At 61.9% G+C, this 16437-nt stretch carries 13 protein-coding genes; 9 read left to right on the top strand and 4 right to left on the bottom strand.

Annotation, left to right across the window (positions count from 1 at the left end):
• Positions 1-52 precede the first annotated feature (52 nt).
• Complete coding sequence (locus M1D68_RS13500) at positions 53-1048, bottom strand: aldo/keto reductase (RefSeq protein WP_457967064.1); 996 nt, start codon at positions 1046-1048, stop codon at positions 53-55.
• A 113-nt stretch (positions 1049-1161) separates the two neighbouring features.
• Between M1D68_RS13500 and M1D68_RS13495 the strand changes: the two genes are divergently transcribed.
• The 4 genes from M1D68_RS13495 (at position 1162) to M1D68_RS13480 (ending at position 6020) form a co-directional block, all read left to right on the top strand.
• On the top strand, positions 1162-2085 hold the full coding sequence (locus tag M1D68_RS13495) for a LysR family transcriptional regulator (protein WP_434605948.1): 924 nt from the start codon (positions 1162-1164) through the stop codon (positions 2083-2085).
• A 124-nt stretch (positions 2086-2209) separates the two neighbouring features.
• Positions 2210-4210, top strand: coding sequence for a M10 family metallopeptidase C-terminal domain-containing protein (locus M1D68_RS13490; protein ID WP_457967062.1), 2001 nt, complete (start codon positions 2210-2212; stop codon positions 4208-4210).
• A 92-nt stretch (positions 4211-4302) separates the two neighbouring features.
• On the top strand, positions 4303-4731 hold the full coding sequence (locus M1D68_RS13485) for a DUF2231 domain-containing protein (RefSeq protein WP_420763786.1): 429 nt from the start codon (positions 4303-4305) through the stop codon (positions 4729-4731).
• Entirely contained in the window at positions 4728-6020 is a 1293-nt protein-coding gene (locus tag M1D68_RS13480; RefSeq protein WP_434605946.1) for a PQQ-dependent sugar dehydrogenase, read from the top strand. The genes M1D68_RS13485 and M1D68_RS13480 overlap by 4 nt, the downstream gene beginning before the upstream one ends.
• 85 nt (positions 6021-6105) lie before the next feature.
• Here M1D68_RS13480 and M1D68_RS13475 read toward each other — a convergent pair whose 3' ends face one another.
• The gene (locus M1D68_RS13475; protein ID WP_457967059.1) at positions 6106-7446 is read right to left on the bottom strand and encodes an OprD family porin; all 1341 of its coding nucleotides are present in this window, start codon (positions 7444-7446) and stop codon (positions 6106-6108) included.
• Positions 7447-7478: 32 nt separating this feature from the next.
• Complete coding sequence (locus tag M1D68_RS13470) at positions 7479-7901, bottom strand: AraC family transcriptional regulator (RefSeq protein ID WP_457967057.1); 423 nt, start codon at positions 7899-7901, stop codon at positions 7479-7481.
• 290 nt (positions 7902-8191) lie between these two features.
• Here M1D68_RS13470 and M1D68_RS13465 point away from each other — a divergent pair, with 290 nt between their 5' ends.
• Entirely contained in the window at positions 8192-8971 is a 780-nt protein-coding gene (locus M1D68_RS13465; protein WP_434605940.1) for an EAL domain-containing protein, read from the top strand.
• 74 nt (positions 8972-9045) lie between these two features.
• Here the strand turns inward: M1D68_RS13465 and M1D68_RS13460 are convergent, their stop codons facing one another.
• Positions 9046-10746 (bottom strand): amidase, encoded by a 1701-nt coding sequence (locus tag M1D68_RS13460; protein WP_434605938.1) that lies wholly within the window; start codon positions 10744-10746, stop codon positions 9046-9048.
• Positions 10747-11026: 280 nt separating this feature from the next.
• On the opposite strand from M1D68_RS13460, the gene M1D68_RS13455 reads away from it, so the two are divergent.
• From M1D68_RS13455 to M1D68_RS13440, 4 genes are all read left to right on the top strand, one after another.
• Positions 11027-11758, top strand: a complete 732-nt coding sequence (locus tag M1D68_RS13455; protein ID WP_420763790.1) for a GntR family transcriptional regulator — start codon at positions 11027-11029, stop codon at positions 11756-11758.
• Positions 11759-11888: 130 nt separating this feature from the next.
• Positions 11889-13178 (top strand): MFS transporter, encoded by a 1290-nt coding sequence (locus tag M1D68_RS13450; protein WP_457967054.1) that lies wholly within the window; start codon positions 11889-11891, stop codon positions 13176-13178.
• 30 nt (positions 13179-13208) lie between these two features.
• Complete coding sequence (locus M1D68_RS13445) at positions 13209-14039, top strand: amidohydrolase family protein (RefSeq protein WP_457967052.1); 831 nt, start codon at positions 13209-13211, stop codon at positions 14037-14039.
• Positions 14040-14229: 190 nt separating this feature from the next.
• Positions 14230-16413, top strand: a complete 2184-nt coding sequence (locus tag M1D68_RS13440) for a PAS domain-containing sensor histidine kinase (protein ID WP_434605932.1) — start codon at positions 14230-14232, stop codon at positions 16411-16413.
• Positions 16414-16437: the final 24 nt, after the last annotated feature.

The raw sequence follows: 16437 nt of genomic DNA, 5'->3' as shown, positions 1-16437 counted from the left end.
CTGCTATGCAGCCGAGCGGGAGCAAGCTCCCTCGCCACGGTGGGTGTGAGGATCAGCCGTCGAGCAAGGTCATCACCTCGGCACTGTAGCGCTCGCCGGCCACGGCGCCTGCGGGGGCGAAAATGGCGTCCAGATGATTCAAGTCATCGCTGCTCAGGAAAACGCTGGCGGCGGCGACGTTGCTTTCCAGGTACCGACGCTGCTTGGTGCCCGGGATCGCGGTGACATTGCTTCCCTGGGCCAGTACCCAGCCCAAGGCCAGTTGCGCGGCGCTGATGTGCTTGTCCTCGGCCATGGCCCGGATTCGTTCGACCAGGGCGAGGTTGCGATAGAAGTTGTCGGCCTCGAAACGCGGATTGAAGCGCCGATAGTCGTCGGCGGCAAAGTCCTCCGGCGTCTTCAACTCGCCCGTCAGGAAACCACGCCCCAACGGGCTGTAGGCGACAAAAGCGATTCCCAGGCGTCGGCAGGTTTCGAGCACGCCGTTGTGTTCCGGCTCCCTGGACCACAACGAATATTCGCTTTGCACCGCCGCCAGGGGATGCACGGCATGGGCCCGCTCGATTGTCTCGGCGCTGGCTTCCGAAATGCCGATGTGGCGCACCTTGCCGGCCTTGACCAATTCGGCCATGGCGCCAATCGTTTCTTCCACCGGCACCTGAGGGTCGATTCGGTGTTGATAGTAAAGATCCAGGTAATCGGTTCCGAGCCGCTTGAGGCTGCCGTCGATCGATTGCCGGACGTAATCCGGGCGACCATCGACGCCCCGGGCATGTGGATCGTCGCTGCGAACCAGGCCGAACTTGCTCGCCAGAAAAATCCCATCGCGCTTGCCGCGCAACGCCCGTCCCACCAATTGCTCGTTGGTGTGCGGCCCGTACATGTCCGCGGTGTCGAAGTGTGTTACGCCCAGTTCCACGGCGCGGTGGAGCGTGGCGATTGCCTCTGGCTCATCCGCGCCGGTGGTGTAGAAATCCGACATGCCCATGCAGCCCAAGCCGATGGCGCTGACGTGTGGGCCTTGATGGCCAAGTTGGCGGGTGATCATGAGAGTGTTCCTTTGGGTTGAGATGACGAGATCAGTCTCCTTAAATTGGTTTTATGGATAAAGCTGGTGATTTTGGTTTAACTATTCGTGATTTCTAAACAGTGAGCCGAATAATGGACCGATTACAGGCAATGCAAGTGTTCCGACGCATCGTCGAGCTGGGCGGTTTTGGCAGGGCGGCCGATGACCTGGGGCTGCCCAGGGCCACCGTCAGCTTGTTGATCCAGCAATTGGAAAGCCACTTGGGCGTGCAGTTGTTGCAGCGCACCACCCGGCAAGTGCGTGCCACCCTCGACGGCGAAGCTTATTACCAGCGCTGCGGCCACTTGTTGGAAGAACTGGACGACCTGGAAAACTCGCTCTCCACGCAACGGAGCCAACCCCGGGGCACCTTGCGCGTGGACATGCCGATCGCCTTCGGTTGCACCTGGATCGTGCCGAACCTGGCGGACTTCTATCGACGCTATCCGCAGTTGCAACTGGACCTTGGTTTCCATGATCGGCAAGTACATCTGCAACGCGAGGGGGTCGATTGCGCCATCCGGGCCGGCAATATCGTCGACCAGGCGCTGGTGGCGCGGCCGATCGTGCGGCTGCATCAAGTGACCTGCGCCAGCCCGCAGTACCTGGCTCGCGAGGGCACACCACGGCGGCCTGAAGAATTGTCCGGGCACCGCGCCGTTGGCTTCGCGTCCGGCAATGGACGTTTTTTTCCGTTCGAGTTCGAGGCAGCGGGGCAGGTGCGAGAGCTGAACATGCCTTCGGAACTGACCGTCAACAATGCCGACGCCTACGTGACGGCCTGCGAAGCGGGACTCGGCTTGATTCAGGCGCCGCGTTATCACGTGCAGCGGCAGTTGGCCGAAGGGCGCTTGGTGCAAGTGTTGACGGAACATCCAGTGCCGTCATGGCCGATTTCGGTGGTCTATCCGCCCCATCGGCAACTGTCGCCCCGGGTGCGGGTGTTTATCGACTGGGTGATCGAGTTGCTCCATGGCGAAGCGGATGCCCAAGGCGAGTTGATGATGAAGGTGTAAGGCTTGGAAAAGCACGGCGCTGCGTTGCGCTGATGGGATCCAAGACTGGCGAAGCCGCCATGAATGGCTATTTTGTAAGGTGCGAAAATTTTCTGGAGTGTCTCATCGACACATGAGGTTCAGCATGGACAACGCACACAGCAATGCAGGATTGGCCCCACGAGCAGGCACCGGGAAGACCTTCGTCGACCTTGACGGCTACAACGACACCAAGAAAATCGCGGTGGCCCCGGACGGCACGATATGGCTGGCGGGCATGACAAAGGTAGAAAAGGATTGGGAGTACGAAGGCTACCGGACCTCCCTGATGCGCTTCAATGCCGACGGCACCCTCGATACGACCTTCAGCGACGACGGCAAGACGCAGCTCCCTCACGATATTTTCCCAGGGGAAGGCTACAGTGCGGCCGTGCAGCCAGACGGGAAGTATCTGCTCGTCTACCCACAATTCACATCCGGCATCGCCATGATCCGGCTCAATACCGACGGCACGGTGGACCAGGGGTTTGGTGTCAACGGTAAGGCCATCGTGCCGGGGTCCTGGGGCGATTATGCCAGTGCCACGGTACAGCCTGACGGCAAGATCCTGGTGTCGAATCAGGACAGCTACGAGAGTCTGTTTTCGGTCAGTCGCCTCAATGCCGACGGAACGCTTGACTCGACCTTCAATGGCGGCAACGCCATCCAATTCAATATCCCGAACATGGGCGCGCTGGAAGGGTACGGATTCACCCTGCAAGCGGATGGCAAATTGCTGGTGCCGGGTTACAACGGCGAGATGGTGGTCGCGCGCTTGAATGCAGACGGCAGCCTGGACAGCAGTTTCGGCACGGACGGCCTGGTCGATACGCAGGTGGCGGGCCTGGCGGCCTCGGTCACCGTCCAGGCCGATGGCAAGATCCTGTTGGCCGGTGGCGGCGAACAAAATGGCAGCGGTTTTGATTTCAAGATCATCAGGCTGAACCAGGACGGCACTCTGGACACAAGTTTCGGCAACGCTGGCGTCGCGGTGATCGACCTGACCGGTGATCGGGACATGGCTAGGGACATTACCGTTCTGGCGGACGGGAAAATCCTGGTGGCGGGGCAGAGCACCTATTTCGGCAACGCTGATTTCAGCCTTATCCGGCTCAACCCCGATGGCACGCTCGATACCACCTTCGGCGCACTTGACGGTGTGTTGCCGGGCATCGACGGAGGGCGGGGCGATGACGTCCTGTCAGGCACCTATGTCCCGGAACGACTCAGCGGCCATGACGGTGCCGACTTGCTTGATGGCGCTGGGCAACGGGATGTGCTGGAGGGCGGAGCCGGTGCCGATGTCTTTCGGGTCAGTACGATCGGCGACAGTTATCGCACCGACAACCAGGCCGTCAGCGATCGAATCGTCGACTTCGACGCCGATCTGGATCGGATCGATTTGACGTCGCTGGGGTTCAGCGGGTTCGGCAACGGGTTGGATGGAACCCTGGCGGTGCACGTCAACGAGGCCGGAACGCGAACCTATCTGAAAAGCTTCGACGCGGACGGGCGGGGGCATCGTTTCGAATTGGTCCTGGATGGCGACGTGGCTCAGGCCCTCGATGAAACCAACGTGGTATTCGCGCCGCACCTGATCCAGGGGACCGAGTCAGCCGACCGACTGATGGGTTCGGTGGTCGGTGACCAGATTGTCGCCGGCGCCGGTAACGATGTCGTTTCGGGCGGCAATGGGCACGATGTCATCGACGGCGGGCTGGGACGCGACGTGCTCAGCGGCGGCGAGGGTTGGGATGTTTTCCGCTTCGATGCTCTCGATGACAGCTTTCGCACGGCCGAAGGCAATTTCCAGGATCGGATCATCGACTTCGATCCGCTCACGGACAAGATCGACGTGTCGGCGTTGGGCTTCACCGAGTTCTGGAGCGGCTATAACAAAACGCTGCAAGCGGTCGTCAGTGAAGACGGCCAGCGGACCTACCTGAAAAGCTATGAGGCCGATGACGAGGGGCGCCGATTCGAGGTCACCCTGGAGGGGAATGTGGCAGCGCAACTGAGCGACAAGAACTTTATCTTCGCTTCAGGTGACGAGCCCTTTGCGCAACTGCAACTCTTGGGCGTCGCGGCCCCGGAACAGTTCGGGTAGACGGTCTGCCTGCGAGTAAAAATGTCGGAACTAACGCGCTCCCGACACGATCCTTTTCCAAGGCGTATCACCGCGACCGAAAAGGAGTTGTCATGACCGTTACCGCCCATCCTATCTACCGAAGCACGCCGGGACCGCTCCATGCGGTCCTGCTTGCCGGCACGGTTCCACTGTTTCTCGGGGGCCTGCTCAGCGACATCGCTTACTACAAGACCTACCAGATCCAATGGAGCAATTTCGCCTCCTGGTTGATTGCCGGTGGGCTGCTGTTTTGTGGGCTGGCGTTGGTGTTCGCGCTGGTCAATCTGATTCGCGCGGACCACAAGGCCGGTCGTCCGGTAGGCTATTTCCTGTTGTTGCTCGTCACCTGGGTGCTGGGGCTGATCAACGCCTTCGAGCACGCCAAGGACGCCTGGGCCGCGATGCCCCAGGGCCTGGCATTGTCCGTCGTCGTGACCTTGCTGGCCTGCGTGGCGGCATGGGTCGGGCTGACCAACCTGCGTTCGGGAGGTGAGCAATGAACTCTCGCATCCCATTGACGGCCTTGAGCATGGCCCTGCTGTTGAGCGGTTGCGGAGGCGAAGGGGACGCCACGCAAGCGCGCGGTCCGGACCCGAAGTTGCCGGAGCCCCAGCGTAGCCTCCTGCCCAGCATGAAAATCGCCGAGCCGGTGGCTTGGGGTGACCAGAAGCCTACGGTGCCGCAAGGCTACGACATCACCGCCATCGCCACCGACCTGAAAATACCGCGCCAGACCCTCGTCTTGCCCAACGGCGATATCCTGGTGGCCGAAGGCAGAGGCGGAAATGCACCGAAGTTGAAGCCCAAGGATGTGATCGCCAGCGTCATCAAGGCGAAGGGCAACACGCAGGTCAAGGGCGGTAACCGCCTGACCCTGTTGCGCGACGCCGATGGCGATGGCACTTACGAGCTCAAGACTGTCTTCGCCGAAAACCTCAACGCGCCCTATGGGCTGGCGTTTGCCGACGGCAAGCTGTACGTGGCGAACCAGGATGCGCTGGTCCGCTTCGACTACCAGGAGGGCCAGACCAAGGCCAGCGGGGCGCCCGTCAAGGTCACTGATCTACCGTCGGCGATCAACCATCACTGGACCAAGGCGTTGGCCATCAGCCCCGACGGGCGCTCGCTGTATGTCGGTATCGGTTCCAACAGCAACGTCACCGAGCGTGGCATGGAAGTCGAGATCGACCGAGCGATGGTCTGGCAGATCGACGCCGAGACGGGCGCCCACAAGCCTTATGCGACCGGCCTGCGCAACCCGACGGCGTTGAAGGTCGAACCTGGTTCCGGGCAGTTGTGGGCGGTGGTCAACGAGCGGGACGAGTTAGGGCCCGACCTGGTGCCGGATTACCTGACTTCCGTGCGCGAAGGCGCGTTCTACGGGTGGCCCTATAGTTATTGGGGGCAGAACGTCGATCCACGGGCGCAGCCGCAGGATCCGCAAAAAGTCGCCGCTGCGGTCAAGCCCGACTACAGCCTGGGGTCCCACGTCGCCGCCCTGGGTGTCGATTTTTCGATTCCGGCCATGGGCGAACAGTTCGCCGAAGGGGCGTTCGTGGGTGAGCACGGCAGTTGGAACCGTGACCAGCCTGTGGGCTACAAGGTGATCTTCGTGCCGTTCAGCAACGGGCGGCCCGCCGGTGAGCCGGTGGATTTCGCGACTGGCTTTCGCGGGTCCGATGGCAAGACCCGAGGGCGGCCAGTGGGTGTGACGGTCGATCCTCGGGGTGCCTTGATCATCGCCGACGACCTCGCGAACACGGTCTGGCGTGTAACCCGCAAGCCATGATCCCCAAGCCCGGGGCGGATCGTCGTCCCGGGCAATCTCCATGACTGACTAAGCGGAAACACTGTTCGACCGGTTTTTTGCGCCTTCAGAACGGGCCCAGTTTAAGTGGGTACTGGATGACGATGTACAGCCTGTCGATGTCATCGCCGGCCTGGGCGCTGTTGGCGCGATGGGTGACGTGGGACAGCTGCAACGACAAGTTCTTGGCCGGGCCTGACGGCACGAGATAGCGCAGGTCGATGTCGCGTTCCCAATGTCGGCCGCCGTCTCCCTGCTGCGGGACGTAGTTGCCGATGTTGCCGTCGTACGGGTTGTAGGCGCCGCCCCGGGGAGCATGGCTGCCATCTATCCCGCGCCCTGTCACGTAGCGGGCCATGAAGCTAAGGCCGGGAACGCCCATGGCGCCCAGGTCAAGGTCGTAGCGTGCCTGCCAGGAGCGTTCGCCCGGGCCATTGAAGTCGGCATATTTGATCGAATTGGCCAAGTAGATGGAGTCGCCGCCGACGAAGTCGAAAGGCGTGTCGCCGCGGACTTTCTGATAGGCCAGGGTGAATGCCTGGGCCTCGCGTCGGTATTTGCCCGCGAGGCTGAATGCCGTGTTGTCGATGGCCCCGGCACTGGCTTGGCCGTGGTCGCGGGTGTAATACAGGTTGCCGTCCAGGAACAGGTCGCCAGCGGTTGCGTGCAGATTGCCGTAGTACTGGCGCCAGGTGTCGCTCAGTTCGGAGGCGTAGAGCGCGCCGCCCACTCGCTGGCCGCTGAAAAGATCGGCACCGATGAAATCGATGCTGGCGTGTCGGGTGGTTGCCCCGTAGCCGGAAAAATCTCCCTTGGCGGTGGACGCATCCTGATTCTTGAACGCGCTGAAATGACCGGCCTGGAGATCGACCCCGTCGATCTCCCGACTGGTGAGGAGTGCGCCGCTGGCGTATTCCGGTTGCAGGCGTTTGTCCGCAGTGTCGAATACCGGCGTCGCCACGGTCATTTCGCCCAGTGCCAGGGTGGTTCGCGACAGGTTGAATTTCAGCGCGCCGCCGGCGCTGGAATATTGATCCTCGCTACGGCCGTCGCTGTCCAGCGGCAGCAATCCCGTTCCGGCGTGGCCCTTGCCGCCGTCCAGTTTCAAGCCCAGGAACCCGTGGGCGTCGATGCCTACGCCGAGGATGCCGGGGGTGAAGCCAGACTCGAACGTGGCGATGAATCCTTGCGCCCATTCCTTCTTGTAGCTTTGGCCCGCCGGGGTAGGGGACCGGTAGTCACTGTTGAGGTAAAAGTTGCGGCTCAGTACCTCCAGCGACGCCCCTTCCAAGAGGCCGGGCGCCGCCAGTGCTGGGGCGTTTGCTGTCAGCAGGGCGAGGAACCAGAGCGGCTTCAGCGTAAACGTCGCTTGCCCGGGGGCGATCAGGTTTTTCGTGACAGGCGACATGGATGATTTCCAGATAACAGAGGCTCGCGCGATCACCCAGGCTCTCCCGCGTGCAGTAACGTGCGCAGCATGCGGGATCGCCAGGCGAACGGGCTGATGCCTTCGCTATGGGTGAAGATGTGGCAGAAGTGCGCCTGGTCGCAAAAACCGCATTCCTGACTGATTTGCGTGAGGGTCAGGTCGGTGGTCTGCATCAGGCGCTTGGCGCGCATGATGCGCTGGCCCCGGATCCAGGCTTGAGGGGACTGACCGGTGCTGGCCTTGAACGCTCGGGAAAAGTGACTACGGGAAAGCGCGCACGCCTCGGCCAGCCGGGCTATTGCCAATGTTTCACCGAGGCCGTCGAAGATCATTTTCTTGACCAGGCTTTCACGCCAGGGCGAAAGGCCGCCGTGGTTGGATTTTTGCAACGGCGTAAGGGGCGTCCTGACGGCGGTGAGCGATGGATGAGCCATGACATGAATTCCGTGCCAGCGGGAAGCACGTCGATGTGCAGCGCTCTGGGGCGCGCGTCCCGCTTTAGAAGGTCTGCAGAGAGCCTCCATTTTTGGTGACGCCGCGCGCGGGTGCGAGTTAATCGTTGTTAATTACGTTCAGACAATCGAATGAACGCCTGATTTGACCCACCGGTCATACGATAACGGACCCGATAGCACTCCAGAAAGCCGCGCCCGTGCCGACTCAAGGGTATTGCCTATAGTTTCTGCTTCACAGGGACGCCCGCTGACGCGACGGAACACAGATCATGACCCAATCTTCTTCCCATCCCAACTTCAAGTCCCTTGGCTGCGCCGAGTGTCGTGACCACGAGGCGCTGGGGTTCGAATTCACCATGGCGTTCCAACCCATCTTCAATGTCCGCACGCGCCAGGCATTTGCGTACGAGGCGTTGGTCCGAGGCCTGAAGGGTGAGTCGGCCGGCCATATTCTGGGGCTGGTGAACGACAGCAACCGCTACCGATTCGACCAGGCCTGTCGCGTGAAGGCCATCGAAGAAGCCGCTCGGCTGGGTATCCTGGAGATTCCCGGTTGCCTGCTCAGCATCAACTTCCTGCCCAACGCCGTTTACCGGGCCGAGACCTGCATTCGCGCAACCCTGGAGGCTGCGCGTCAGACCGGCTTTCCGCCAGACAGGCTGATGTTCGAAGTGACGGAAGGCGAGCGTGTCGACGACCCGGATCACTTGAAATCGATTTTCATGGAATATGAGCGCCAGGGTTTCACCACGGCCATCGATGATTTCGGGTCTGGCTACTCAGGGCTCAACCTGTTGGCGCTGTTCCAACCCCAGGTGCTGAAAATCGACATGGCGCTGACCCGAGGCATCGATCACGATCCGGTCAAGCGTGCCATCGTCGAGGGGATCATCCTGGTCGCCAACCGGCTGGGGATTACCATCATTGCCGAGGGCGTCGAGACGCGCGAAGAGAGCGCTACGCTGCTGGCGATGGGCATCGAGTTGATGCAAGGATTTCTTTATGCGCGGCCCGAAATCGGCCGGCTGGCGGTCGGAAGCTTTGATTAACCGATAGCTTGAAGCAATGGTGACGCAGGCCTCACCGGGGTGGGCCTGCTTTTACCAGGGCGGTGCTGTTGTGGTTACAACGGCGGAGTCCGCGGCGGGATCATCCGTTTCGATCCCAGCGACTCGAACGCCGAAGCCAGCTGCAACAGCTTCGAATCGTCATAGGCTCGGCCGGCGAACGTCAGGCCGACAGGCATGCCGATGTCTGCCATGACGCCCATCGGCACGGTGACGGTGGGCACGCCCAGGTGGCGGATGGCGAGGTTGCCGTTGGCGACCCAGACCCCATTGCTCCAGGCGATGTCGGCCGAGGCTGGATTGACGTCCGCGTCCGCTGGGCCGACGTCGGCCACCGTGGGGAAAATCACCGCATCGAGGCCCAGGCGCGCCATCCAATCTTCCAGGTCGATCCGGCGCGTCTCTTCGAGACCTCGCAAGCCATCAGGCAAGGTAGGAATCTGGTCCCACGGCGTGATTCCGCGCTGGGCCATCTTCACGTACTCGTCCATGCCGGCGGCAAGGTCGTCCTCGCGGTTGGGCAGGGTGCCAGGGTCGTGGGGGAAAATCAGCGGTCCGTCGACGTCGGCCAGGCGATTGAGTTTCGGATCACCGTTGGCCCGCAGGAAATCATCGAATGCCCAGGCCGATAGATCCCACAATTCGTGGTGCAGGAACTCCTTGGACACCAGGCCGCGGGTGAACACGGTCGGCGCGCCAGGGCGATCACCCTCGCAGTTGGATACCAACGGGAAATCCACCTCGATCACCTCGGCGCCTTGGGCTTGCAGAGCCTTGCGCGCTTCTTCCCAAAGAGCGATCACCGACGGGCGCGTGATGATGCGCTGGCCGGTCGGGCCACCGATCCCTGGCTTTTCGGCCGTGCCCGCCTCGGGGTCGGCGTTGATGTACATGCGCGGGACCCCAAAGCGCACGCCGGCCAGCACCTGCGGTTTGGCGGCAAGGCTTTGGTAGGACGCGGGACGAACGGAATCGACGGAGGGAATCGGCACCCAAGGTTGCAGGCGCCACAGGTCTCCGCGGGTGTCGGGGTCATTGGCCACCACCACGTCAAGCACTTCGAGCAGGTCGGCCATGGTCCTGGCGAAGGGCACGACAACGTCCATGGTCGGCGTCAACGGCCAATTGCCGCGCACCGAGATCACTCCCCGCGAAGGCGTGTAGGCGCACAGCCCGTTGTTGGACGCGGGCCCGCGTCCGCTGGACCAGGTTTCTTCGGCGAGGCCAAAGGCGGCAAAGCTGGCGGCGGTGGCGGTGCCCGCACCGTTGGACGAGCCGGAGGCAAAGGGCGCGGTGAGGTAGTCACCGTTGTACGGGCTTTCGGCGCGGCCATACACGCCGCGTTGCATGCCGCCGTTCGCCATCGGCGGCATGTTGGTCTTGCCCAGGCAAATGGCCCCGGCGGCGCGCAGCCGCTCGACGGTGAAGGCGTCGCGATAGGCAACCAGGTCCTTGAAGGCCGGGCTGCCAGAGGCAGCGGTCAGGCCCTTCACCAGGTAACTGTCCTTGGCCGTGTAAGGAATGCCGTCGAGCGGGCCCAGTGTCTGGCCCTTGGCCCGACGGGTATCCGACGCCTTCGCCTCTTGCAGCGCGTCGGGGTTGCGAACCACCACGGCGTTGAGGGCCGTGGGCGTTTCGGGGCCGTCGTAGGCGTCGATTCGGGCAAGGTAGGCCTGGACCAGTTCGACCGCCGTGGTCTGGCCGGATTCGAGCGCAGCCCGGAGTTGGGCGATGGAGACTTCGGTGATTTCAATCATGCGATGACCGCTGCGGCTGGCGAATGACGTGATGCGAGGCTTGGTTCGAACGAAGTTCGGGTGGCTTCACGTCTTTCAAAATGGGTTCTGATATCGGTTGCAGACTTTACTACGAGAGCGCCGGCCATTCACGAGGAATGTCCCGTGGCGTGGCAGCCGTTGTCACTGACCGTCCGAGGGGACGTGCGGTAATCGAGCGTTCTTGACAACAGATTCGTGGGCGCGAATACTTCCGCCTAAATTCATATAGATGACTAGATAACAAGGTAGATAACGTCTGATGAACCCACTCCCCAGCGATGCCCGCTTGCCGCTCTATCAACGTTTGCGCGACCAATTGGCCGAGCAGATTGCCAACAATCGCTGGCGTCCGGGGGAGGCGATTCCCACCGAGGCGGCGCTTTCAGCCGAATACCAACTGTCCACCGGGACGGTGCGCAAGGCGATCGATGCGTTGGTCAGCGAAGGCGTCCTGGAGCGTCAGCAGGGCCGAGGCACCTTCATTCGTCGCCCTCAGTTCCAGTCGTCGTTGTTTCGTTTCTTCCGTTTTCAGTCCGCGTCCGGGGAGCGCCGGGTTCCAGAGAGCCGCATCTTGTCGGTAGAGCCGGTGGCGGCGCCGTCAGCCGTAGCCCAGGCGTTGGGGCTGCCGGTGGAGGCGGCGGTGATTCGTATCGTGCGGGTGCGTCTGCTGGACGTCGAGCCCGTGCTCGCCGAAGAGATCTGGCTGCCTCGCAGCCGATTCCAGCCGTTGCTGGAAATCGACCTGAACCACAAAGGCCCGTTGCTTTATCCCATCTATGAAGAGACCTGCGGGCAGGTTGTCGCTTATGCGCAGGAAACCCTCACCGCCGAGTCAGTCAACGACGTGCATGCCCGCTTGTTGCAAGTGCCGGTCAACAGCCCGGTGGTGGTAATCGAGCGTCTGGCCCGTGATTACGCGGGCAACCCGCTGGAGTGGCGACGTTCGCGCGGGCATGCCGAGCATTTCCGCTACAGCGTAGAGATTCGTTGACCCCACCGGGTTAGCGGATCGTCCGGCAGCAAATACCGCTGCCCTTGCCGTTTGTGTTTTTCCTGACTGGCCTTGCAGCGGCACGGTTCGCGCTCGGCTGCCTTTCGTTCCACCTACAAGGATAAAAATCATGTTCAGTTGGTATCGGCAAATCACCTCCCGGGAGCGTAAGACGTTCTGGGCCTGTTTCGGCGGATGGTCCCTCGACGCGCTGGAAGTTCAGATGTTCGGCCTGGCGATCCCGGCGCTGATCGCCGCGTTCGCCTTGTCCAAAGGCGATGCGGGGCTGATCAGCGGGGTCACGCTGGTGACCTCGGCCCTGGGTGGCTGGGTGGGCGGGACGCTGTCCGATCGCTACGGGCGGGTGCGCACGCTGCAGTGGATGATCCTGTGGTTTTCGTTCTTCACCTTCCTGTCGGCGTTCGTCACTGGCTTCCATCAATTGTTGATCGTCAAGGCCCTGCAAGGCTTCGGGATCGGTGGCGAATGGGCCGCCGGCGCGGTGCTGATGGCCGAGACGATCAATCCGAAATACCGCGGCAAGGTCATGGGCACGGTGCAGAGTGCCTGGGCGGTGGGCTGGGGGTTGGCGGTGGGCGTCTTTACGCTGATCTATTCCCTGGTGCCGCAGGACATGGCCTGGCGGCTGATGTTCATCGTCGGCCTGCTGCCGTCGTTCCTGATCATCTGGGTGCGTCGCAACGTCGAGGAGCCGGACAGCTTCCAGCGCCTGCAAAAGGAACAGGCCATTCCCCAGAGTTTTTTCAAGTCCCTGGGCGGTATCTTTCGCCCTGAGTTGATTCGCGTGACATTGTTCGGTGGCTTGCTGGGGTTGGGGGCACACGGCGGTTACCACGCGGTGATGACGTGGCTGCCCACGTTCCTCAAGACCGAACGCAACCTGTCGGTGCTCAACTCCGGCGGCTACCTGGCGGTGATCATCTTCGCCTTCTGGTGTGGCTGTGTGGTCAGCGGGCTGCTGATCGATCGCATCGGCCGACGCAAGAACATCCTGCTGTTTGCGCTGTGCTGCGTCGTGACGGTGCAGTGCTACGTGTTCCTGCCGCTGACCAATACCCAGATGTTGTTCCTGGGTTTCCCCCTCGGCTTTTTCGCGGCCGGCATTCCGGCCAGTCTCGGGGCGTTTTTCAACGAGTTGTACCCGGCGGATGTGCGCGGCGCCGGTGTCGGCTTTTGCTACAACTTCGGCCGGGTCCTCTCGGCGCTGTTTCCGTTCCTGGTTGGTCATATGAGCGACTCCATGTCCCTGGGGTCGGCCATCGGCATCGACGCCGGCATTGCCTACGGCGTAGCGGTGCTTGCGGCGCTTTGCCTGCCGGAAACCCGAGGCCGGAGCCTTGAGGCCACGGCGCCGCCTGCGCCGGACGTAGCGCCTGGCACCGAGAGCGCCCGGGCCTGATCACTGCTTATTTTTGAAAGATGAAGACCAATGGTTGATACCTGCACTACGCCGATCACCGGCATCGACAGCCATGCCCATGTGTTCAGCCGTGAACTGGAGCTGGCTGCGGTGCGGCGCTACACACCGGATTATGACGCCACGCTTGCGCAATACCTGGATCACCTGCGTTCCCACGGCCTGAGCCATGGGGTATTGGTCCAGCCGAGCTTTCTCGGCACCGATAACCGTTACCTGCTGGCCGCCCTCCGGCAGGCGCCGGGGCAACTGCGCGGCGTTGTGGTGGTGGAACCCGAGATCAGCCGGACCGTGCTGAATGAAATGGCACGGCTGGGCGTGGTCGGCGTTCGCTTGAACCTGATGGGCAGGGCCGTGCCTGATTTTTGCGAGACAAGGTGGAAAGGCTTCCTGGCGCATCTTGCCGAGTTGGACTGGCATGTGGAACTGCATGCGCCGGTCGACCAACTGGCCGGGTTGATCAGCCAACTGATCCCTTTTGGCATCCGCCTGGTGGTCGACCATTTCGGTCGTCCGGATGCCCGTCTGGGCCTCGACCAACCGGGTTTCGCCGAGCTGCTTGAGTTGGGGCTCGGCGGGCAAGTCTGGATGAAGGTCTCGGGCATCTACCGATTGGCGGGGACGGATCGAGAAAATCTCGACTTCGCCCGCTCCGCGTTGGCGATGCTGGAGCAGAGCCTGGGCCCTCATCGGATGGTGTGGGGCAGCGATTGGCCACATACACAACATGAAGGCGTCGTGGGCTTCGACACCGTGGTTCGGCAGTTGCGGGCTTTGCAATGCCCGGCGCCGCTCTTGCGCGCGCTCATGGTGGAAACCCCCCGCACATTATTCAAGTTTTAAGACGCGCCCGCCGGTATGGCGAACTTTCCTGAACTCGTAGGCTGAATAAACATCTAGTATCTATTGCAGCTGCATGAAAAAATCCGCGCCGGCATATTTATAAGGAGTTATCCGGGCCGGGATCACGACTCAGGTTGAAGCCTGAGTCGTTGTGTAGCAGGCATTCAGCCAGGCGGATTGAGGATCAACCATGTCGAATATAGAAGCGTTTCCCACGGGGACGCGCACGCCGAGCGAGTATGAAAGCCTTGTGGCAACGGGCGCCAGCGCACTTGATGCGATTCCTGGCGCGGTGTACCTGTGCGATCACAACGGCTGGCTGGTGCGGCACAACAGCGAGGCGGCCGCCATGTGGGGGCGGACGCCGATTCTGGGGGAGGGCGGTGATCGTTTCTGCGGTTCCTACCGTTTGTTCCTGCCCGACGGCACTCCGCTTGCCTTCGAAGACTGCCCGATGGCCACAGCCCTCGTCACGGGTGAGGCAACGCGCAACCAGGAAGTGTTCATCGAGCGTCCGGATGGATCGCGATTCATTGCCCTGGTGAATATCAGGCCGTTGAAAGACTCCCAAGGCATCATCCAAGGGGCGATCAACTGCTTCCAGGACATTTCGGCGCAGCATGCCTTGGCCGAAGAGTTGCGACGCAAGAATGAGGACCTTGAAGATTTCTTCGAGAACAGCGCCGTGGGCCTCCACATCGTCAGTGGTGAAGGCATCATCCTGCGCGCCAACAAGGCCGAACTGGCCTTGCTGGGTTATTCGCCGGAGGAATACATCGGCCGTAGCATCACCGATTTCCATGCCGACGAGCCGGTCATCAGCGACATCCTGAACAAGCTCGGCAGCGGTCAATGCCTGCAGGATTACCCGGCGCGCCTGAAGGCCAAGGACGGCTCGATCAAGCATGTCACCATCACGTCCAACGGCCGGTTCGAAGAGGGAAAACTGTTCAATACGCGGTGCTTTACGGTGGATATGACCAGTGTCCACGTGGCCGAGACGGCGCGCCAGGAGAGCGACGACAGACTCCTGGCGACTTACCAAGCGGCGACGATCGGCATTGCCGAGTCCGGCGCGGATGGCCGGCTGCTGCGCGTCAACGACGCCCTCTGCAACATGCTGGGCCGCACGCGCGAAGAGCTATTGGAAATGACATTCCTGGACTACACGCATAGGGACAGTACCGACGAGGATGCAGCCCTCTATGCACGCCAGGTGGCGGGTGAACTGGACAATTACGTGCTGCGCAAGCGCGCCTTCAAGCCCGATGGCGAGACCGTCTACCTGGACATCCACAGCTCGTCCGTGCGCGACGCCAATGGCGCGTTTCGGTATGGGGTCCGGATACTGCAGGACGTCACGCTGGCGCGTCGCATGGAAAATCAGATCCGCGACAGCGAGCGGCATATGCGCAACCTGCTCGAGGCCCTGCCGGCGGCTGTCTACACCACCGATGCTCAAGGCCGTATCACCTTTTTCAACCGCGCAGCGGTGGAGTTGTCGGGACAAACACCACAGTTGGGCGACCTTTGGTGCGTGACCTGGAAATTGTTCACCACCGACGGGACCTTCCTGCCCCACGACCAATGCCCGATGGCAGTCGCGCTGAAGGAAAACCGGCCGATACGCGGGGTCGAAGCCGTCGCGGAGCGGCCCGACGGCACACGGGTGCCGTTCGCCCCGTACCCTACGCCGCTGCACGATGCCGAGGGCAACCTGGTGGGCGCCATCAACATGCTGGTGGATATCTCCGAGCGAAAACAAGCGGAAGACCGGCAAAAAACCCTGATCGACGAGCTCAACCATCGGGTCAAGAACACCTTGGCCACGGTGCAATCCCTGGCGGCCCAGACGGCACGCAACGCAGAAAGCGCCAAGGACGGTTACAACCGGTTCGAAGCGCGGCTGCTCGCGTTGTCCCGCGCCCATGACCTGCTGACGAGGCGGCATTGGGGCCATACGGCCCTGGGGTCCCTGGCCCAGGAGGTGCTCATGCCCATTTTCGGCACTGATTCTGACCGTATCACGATCGAGGGTGATCCCATTGACGTCGATACCCGGGTCGCGCTCGGCCTCACGATGACGCTCAACGAATTGGCGATCAACGCCCTCAAATACGGTTCGATGTCCGTCGAGACGGGCCGCCTTTCAGTGAGCTGGAATGTCCAGCCGCAATCAAACGGCGTGTTGCTGACCGTGGACTGGCGCGAGCAAGACGGACCGCCAGTGTCGCAACCGGAACGCGAGGGTTTGGGTTCGCGATTGATGAAGCGCTGCATCGAACGCGACCTGGGTGGAATATTTGTGCTGACCTTCGCGCCTGAAGGCGTGCTCTGCCGGTTCTCCTTCATGGTTCCCGAGCACCACGCATGACGATATTTGCCGGGATCAAGGTGT

Source organism: Pseudomonas sp. R4-84 (genome assembly GCF_054130985.1).
Note: the sequence above shows the minus strand (reverse complement) of the source record. Positions and strands in the feature narration are given on the sequence as shown.

Bases quoted from the DNA above. Each gene is read 5' to 3' on its own strand.
- M1D68_RS13500 (WP_457967064.1), bottom strand. From the start codon at position 1,048: ATGATCACCCGCCAACTTGGCCATCAAGGCCCACACGTCAGCGCCATC.
- M1D68_RS13495 (WP_434605948.1), top strand. From the start codon at position 1,162: ATGGACCGATTACAGGCAATGCAAGTGTTCCGACGCATCGTCGAGCTG.
- M1D68_RS13490 (WP_457967062.1), top strand. From the start codon at position 2,210: ATGGACAACGCACACAGCAATGCAGGATTGGCCCCACGAGCAGGCACC.
- M1D68_RS13485 (WP_420763786.1), top strand. From the start codon at position 4,303: ATGACCGTTACCGCCCATCCTATCTACCGAAGCACGCCGGGACCGCTC.
- M1D68_RS13480 (WP_434605946.1), top strand. From the start codon at position 4,728: ATGAACTCTCGCATCCCATTGACGGCCTTGAGCATGGCCCTGCTGTTG.
- M1D68_RS13475 (WP_457967059.1), bottom strand. From the start codon at position 7,446: ATGTCGCCTGTCACGAAAAACCTGATCGCCCCCGGGCAAGCGACGTTT.
- M1D68_RS13470 (WP_457967057.1), bottom strand. From the start codon at position 7,901: ATGGCTCATCCATCGCTCACCGCCGTCAGGACGCCCCTTACGCCGTTG.
- M1D68_RS13465 (WP_434605940.1), top strand. From the start codon at position 8,192: ATGACCCAATCTTCTTCCCATCCCAACTTCAAGTCCCTTGGCTGCGCC.
- M1D68_RS13460 (WP_434605938.1), bottom strand. From the start codon at position 10,746: ATGATTGAAATCACCGAAGTCTCCATCGCCCAACTCCGGGCTGCGCTC.
- M1D68_RS13455 (WP_420763790.1), top strand. From the start codon at position 11,027: ATGAACCCACTCCCCAGCGATGCCCGCTTGCCGCTCTATCAACGTTTG.
- M1D68_RS13450 (WP_457967054.1), top strand. From the start codon at position 11,889: ATGTTCAGTTGGTATCGGCAAATCACCTCCCGGGAGCGTAAGACGTTC.
- M1D68_RS13445 (WP_457967052.1), top strand. From the start codon at position 13,209: ATGGTTGATACCTGCACTACGCCGATCACCGGCATCGACAGCCATGCC.
- M1D68_RS13440 (WP_434605932.1), top strand. From the start codon at position 14,230: ATGTCGAATATAGAAGCGTTTCCCACGGGGACGCGCACGCCGAGCGAG.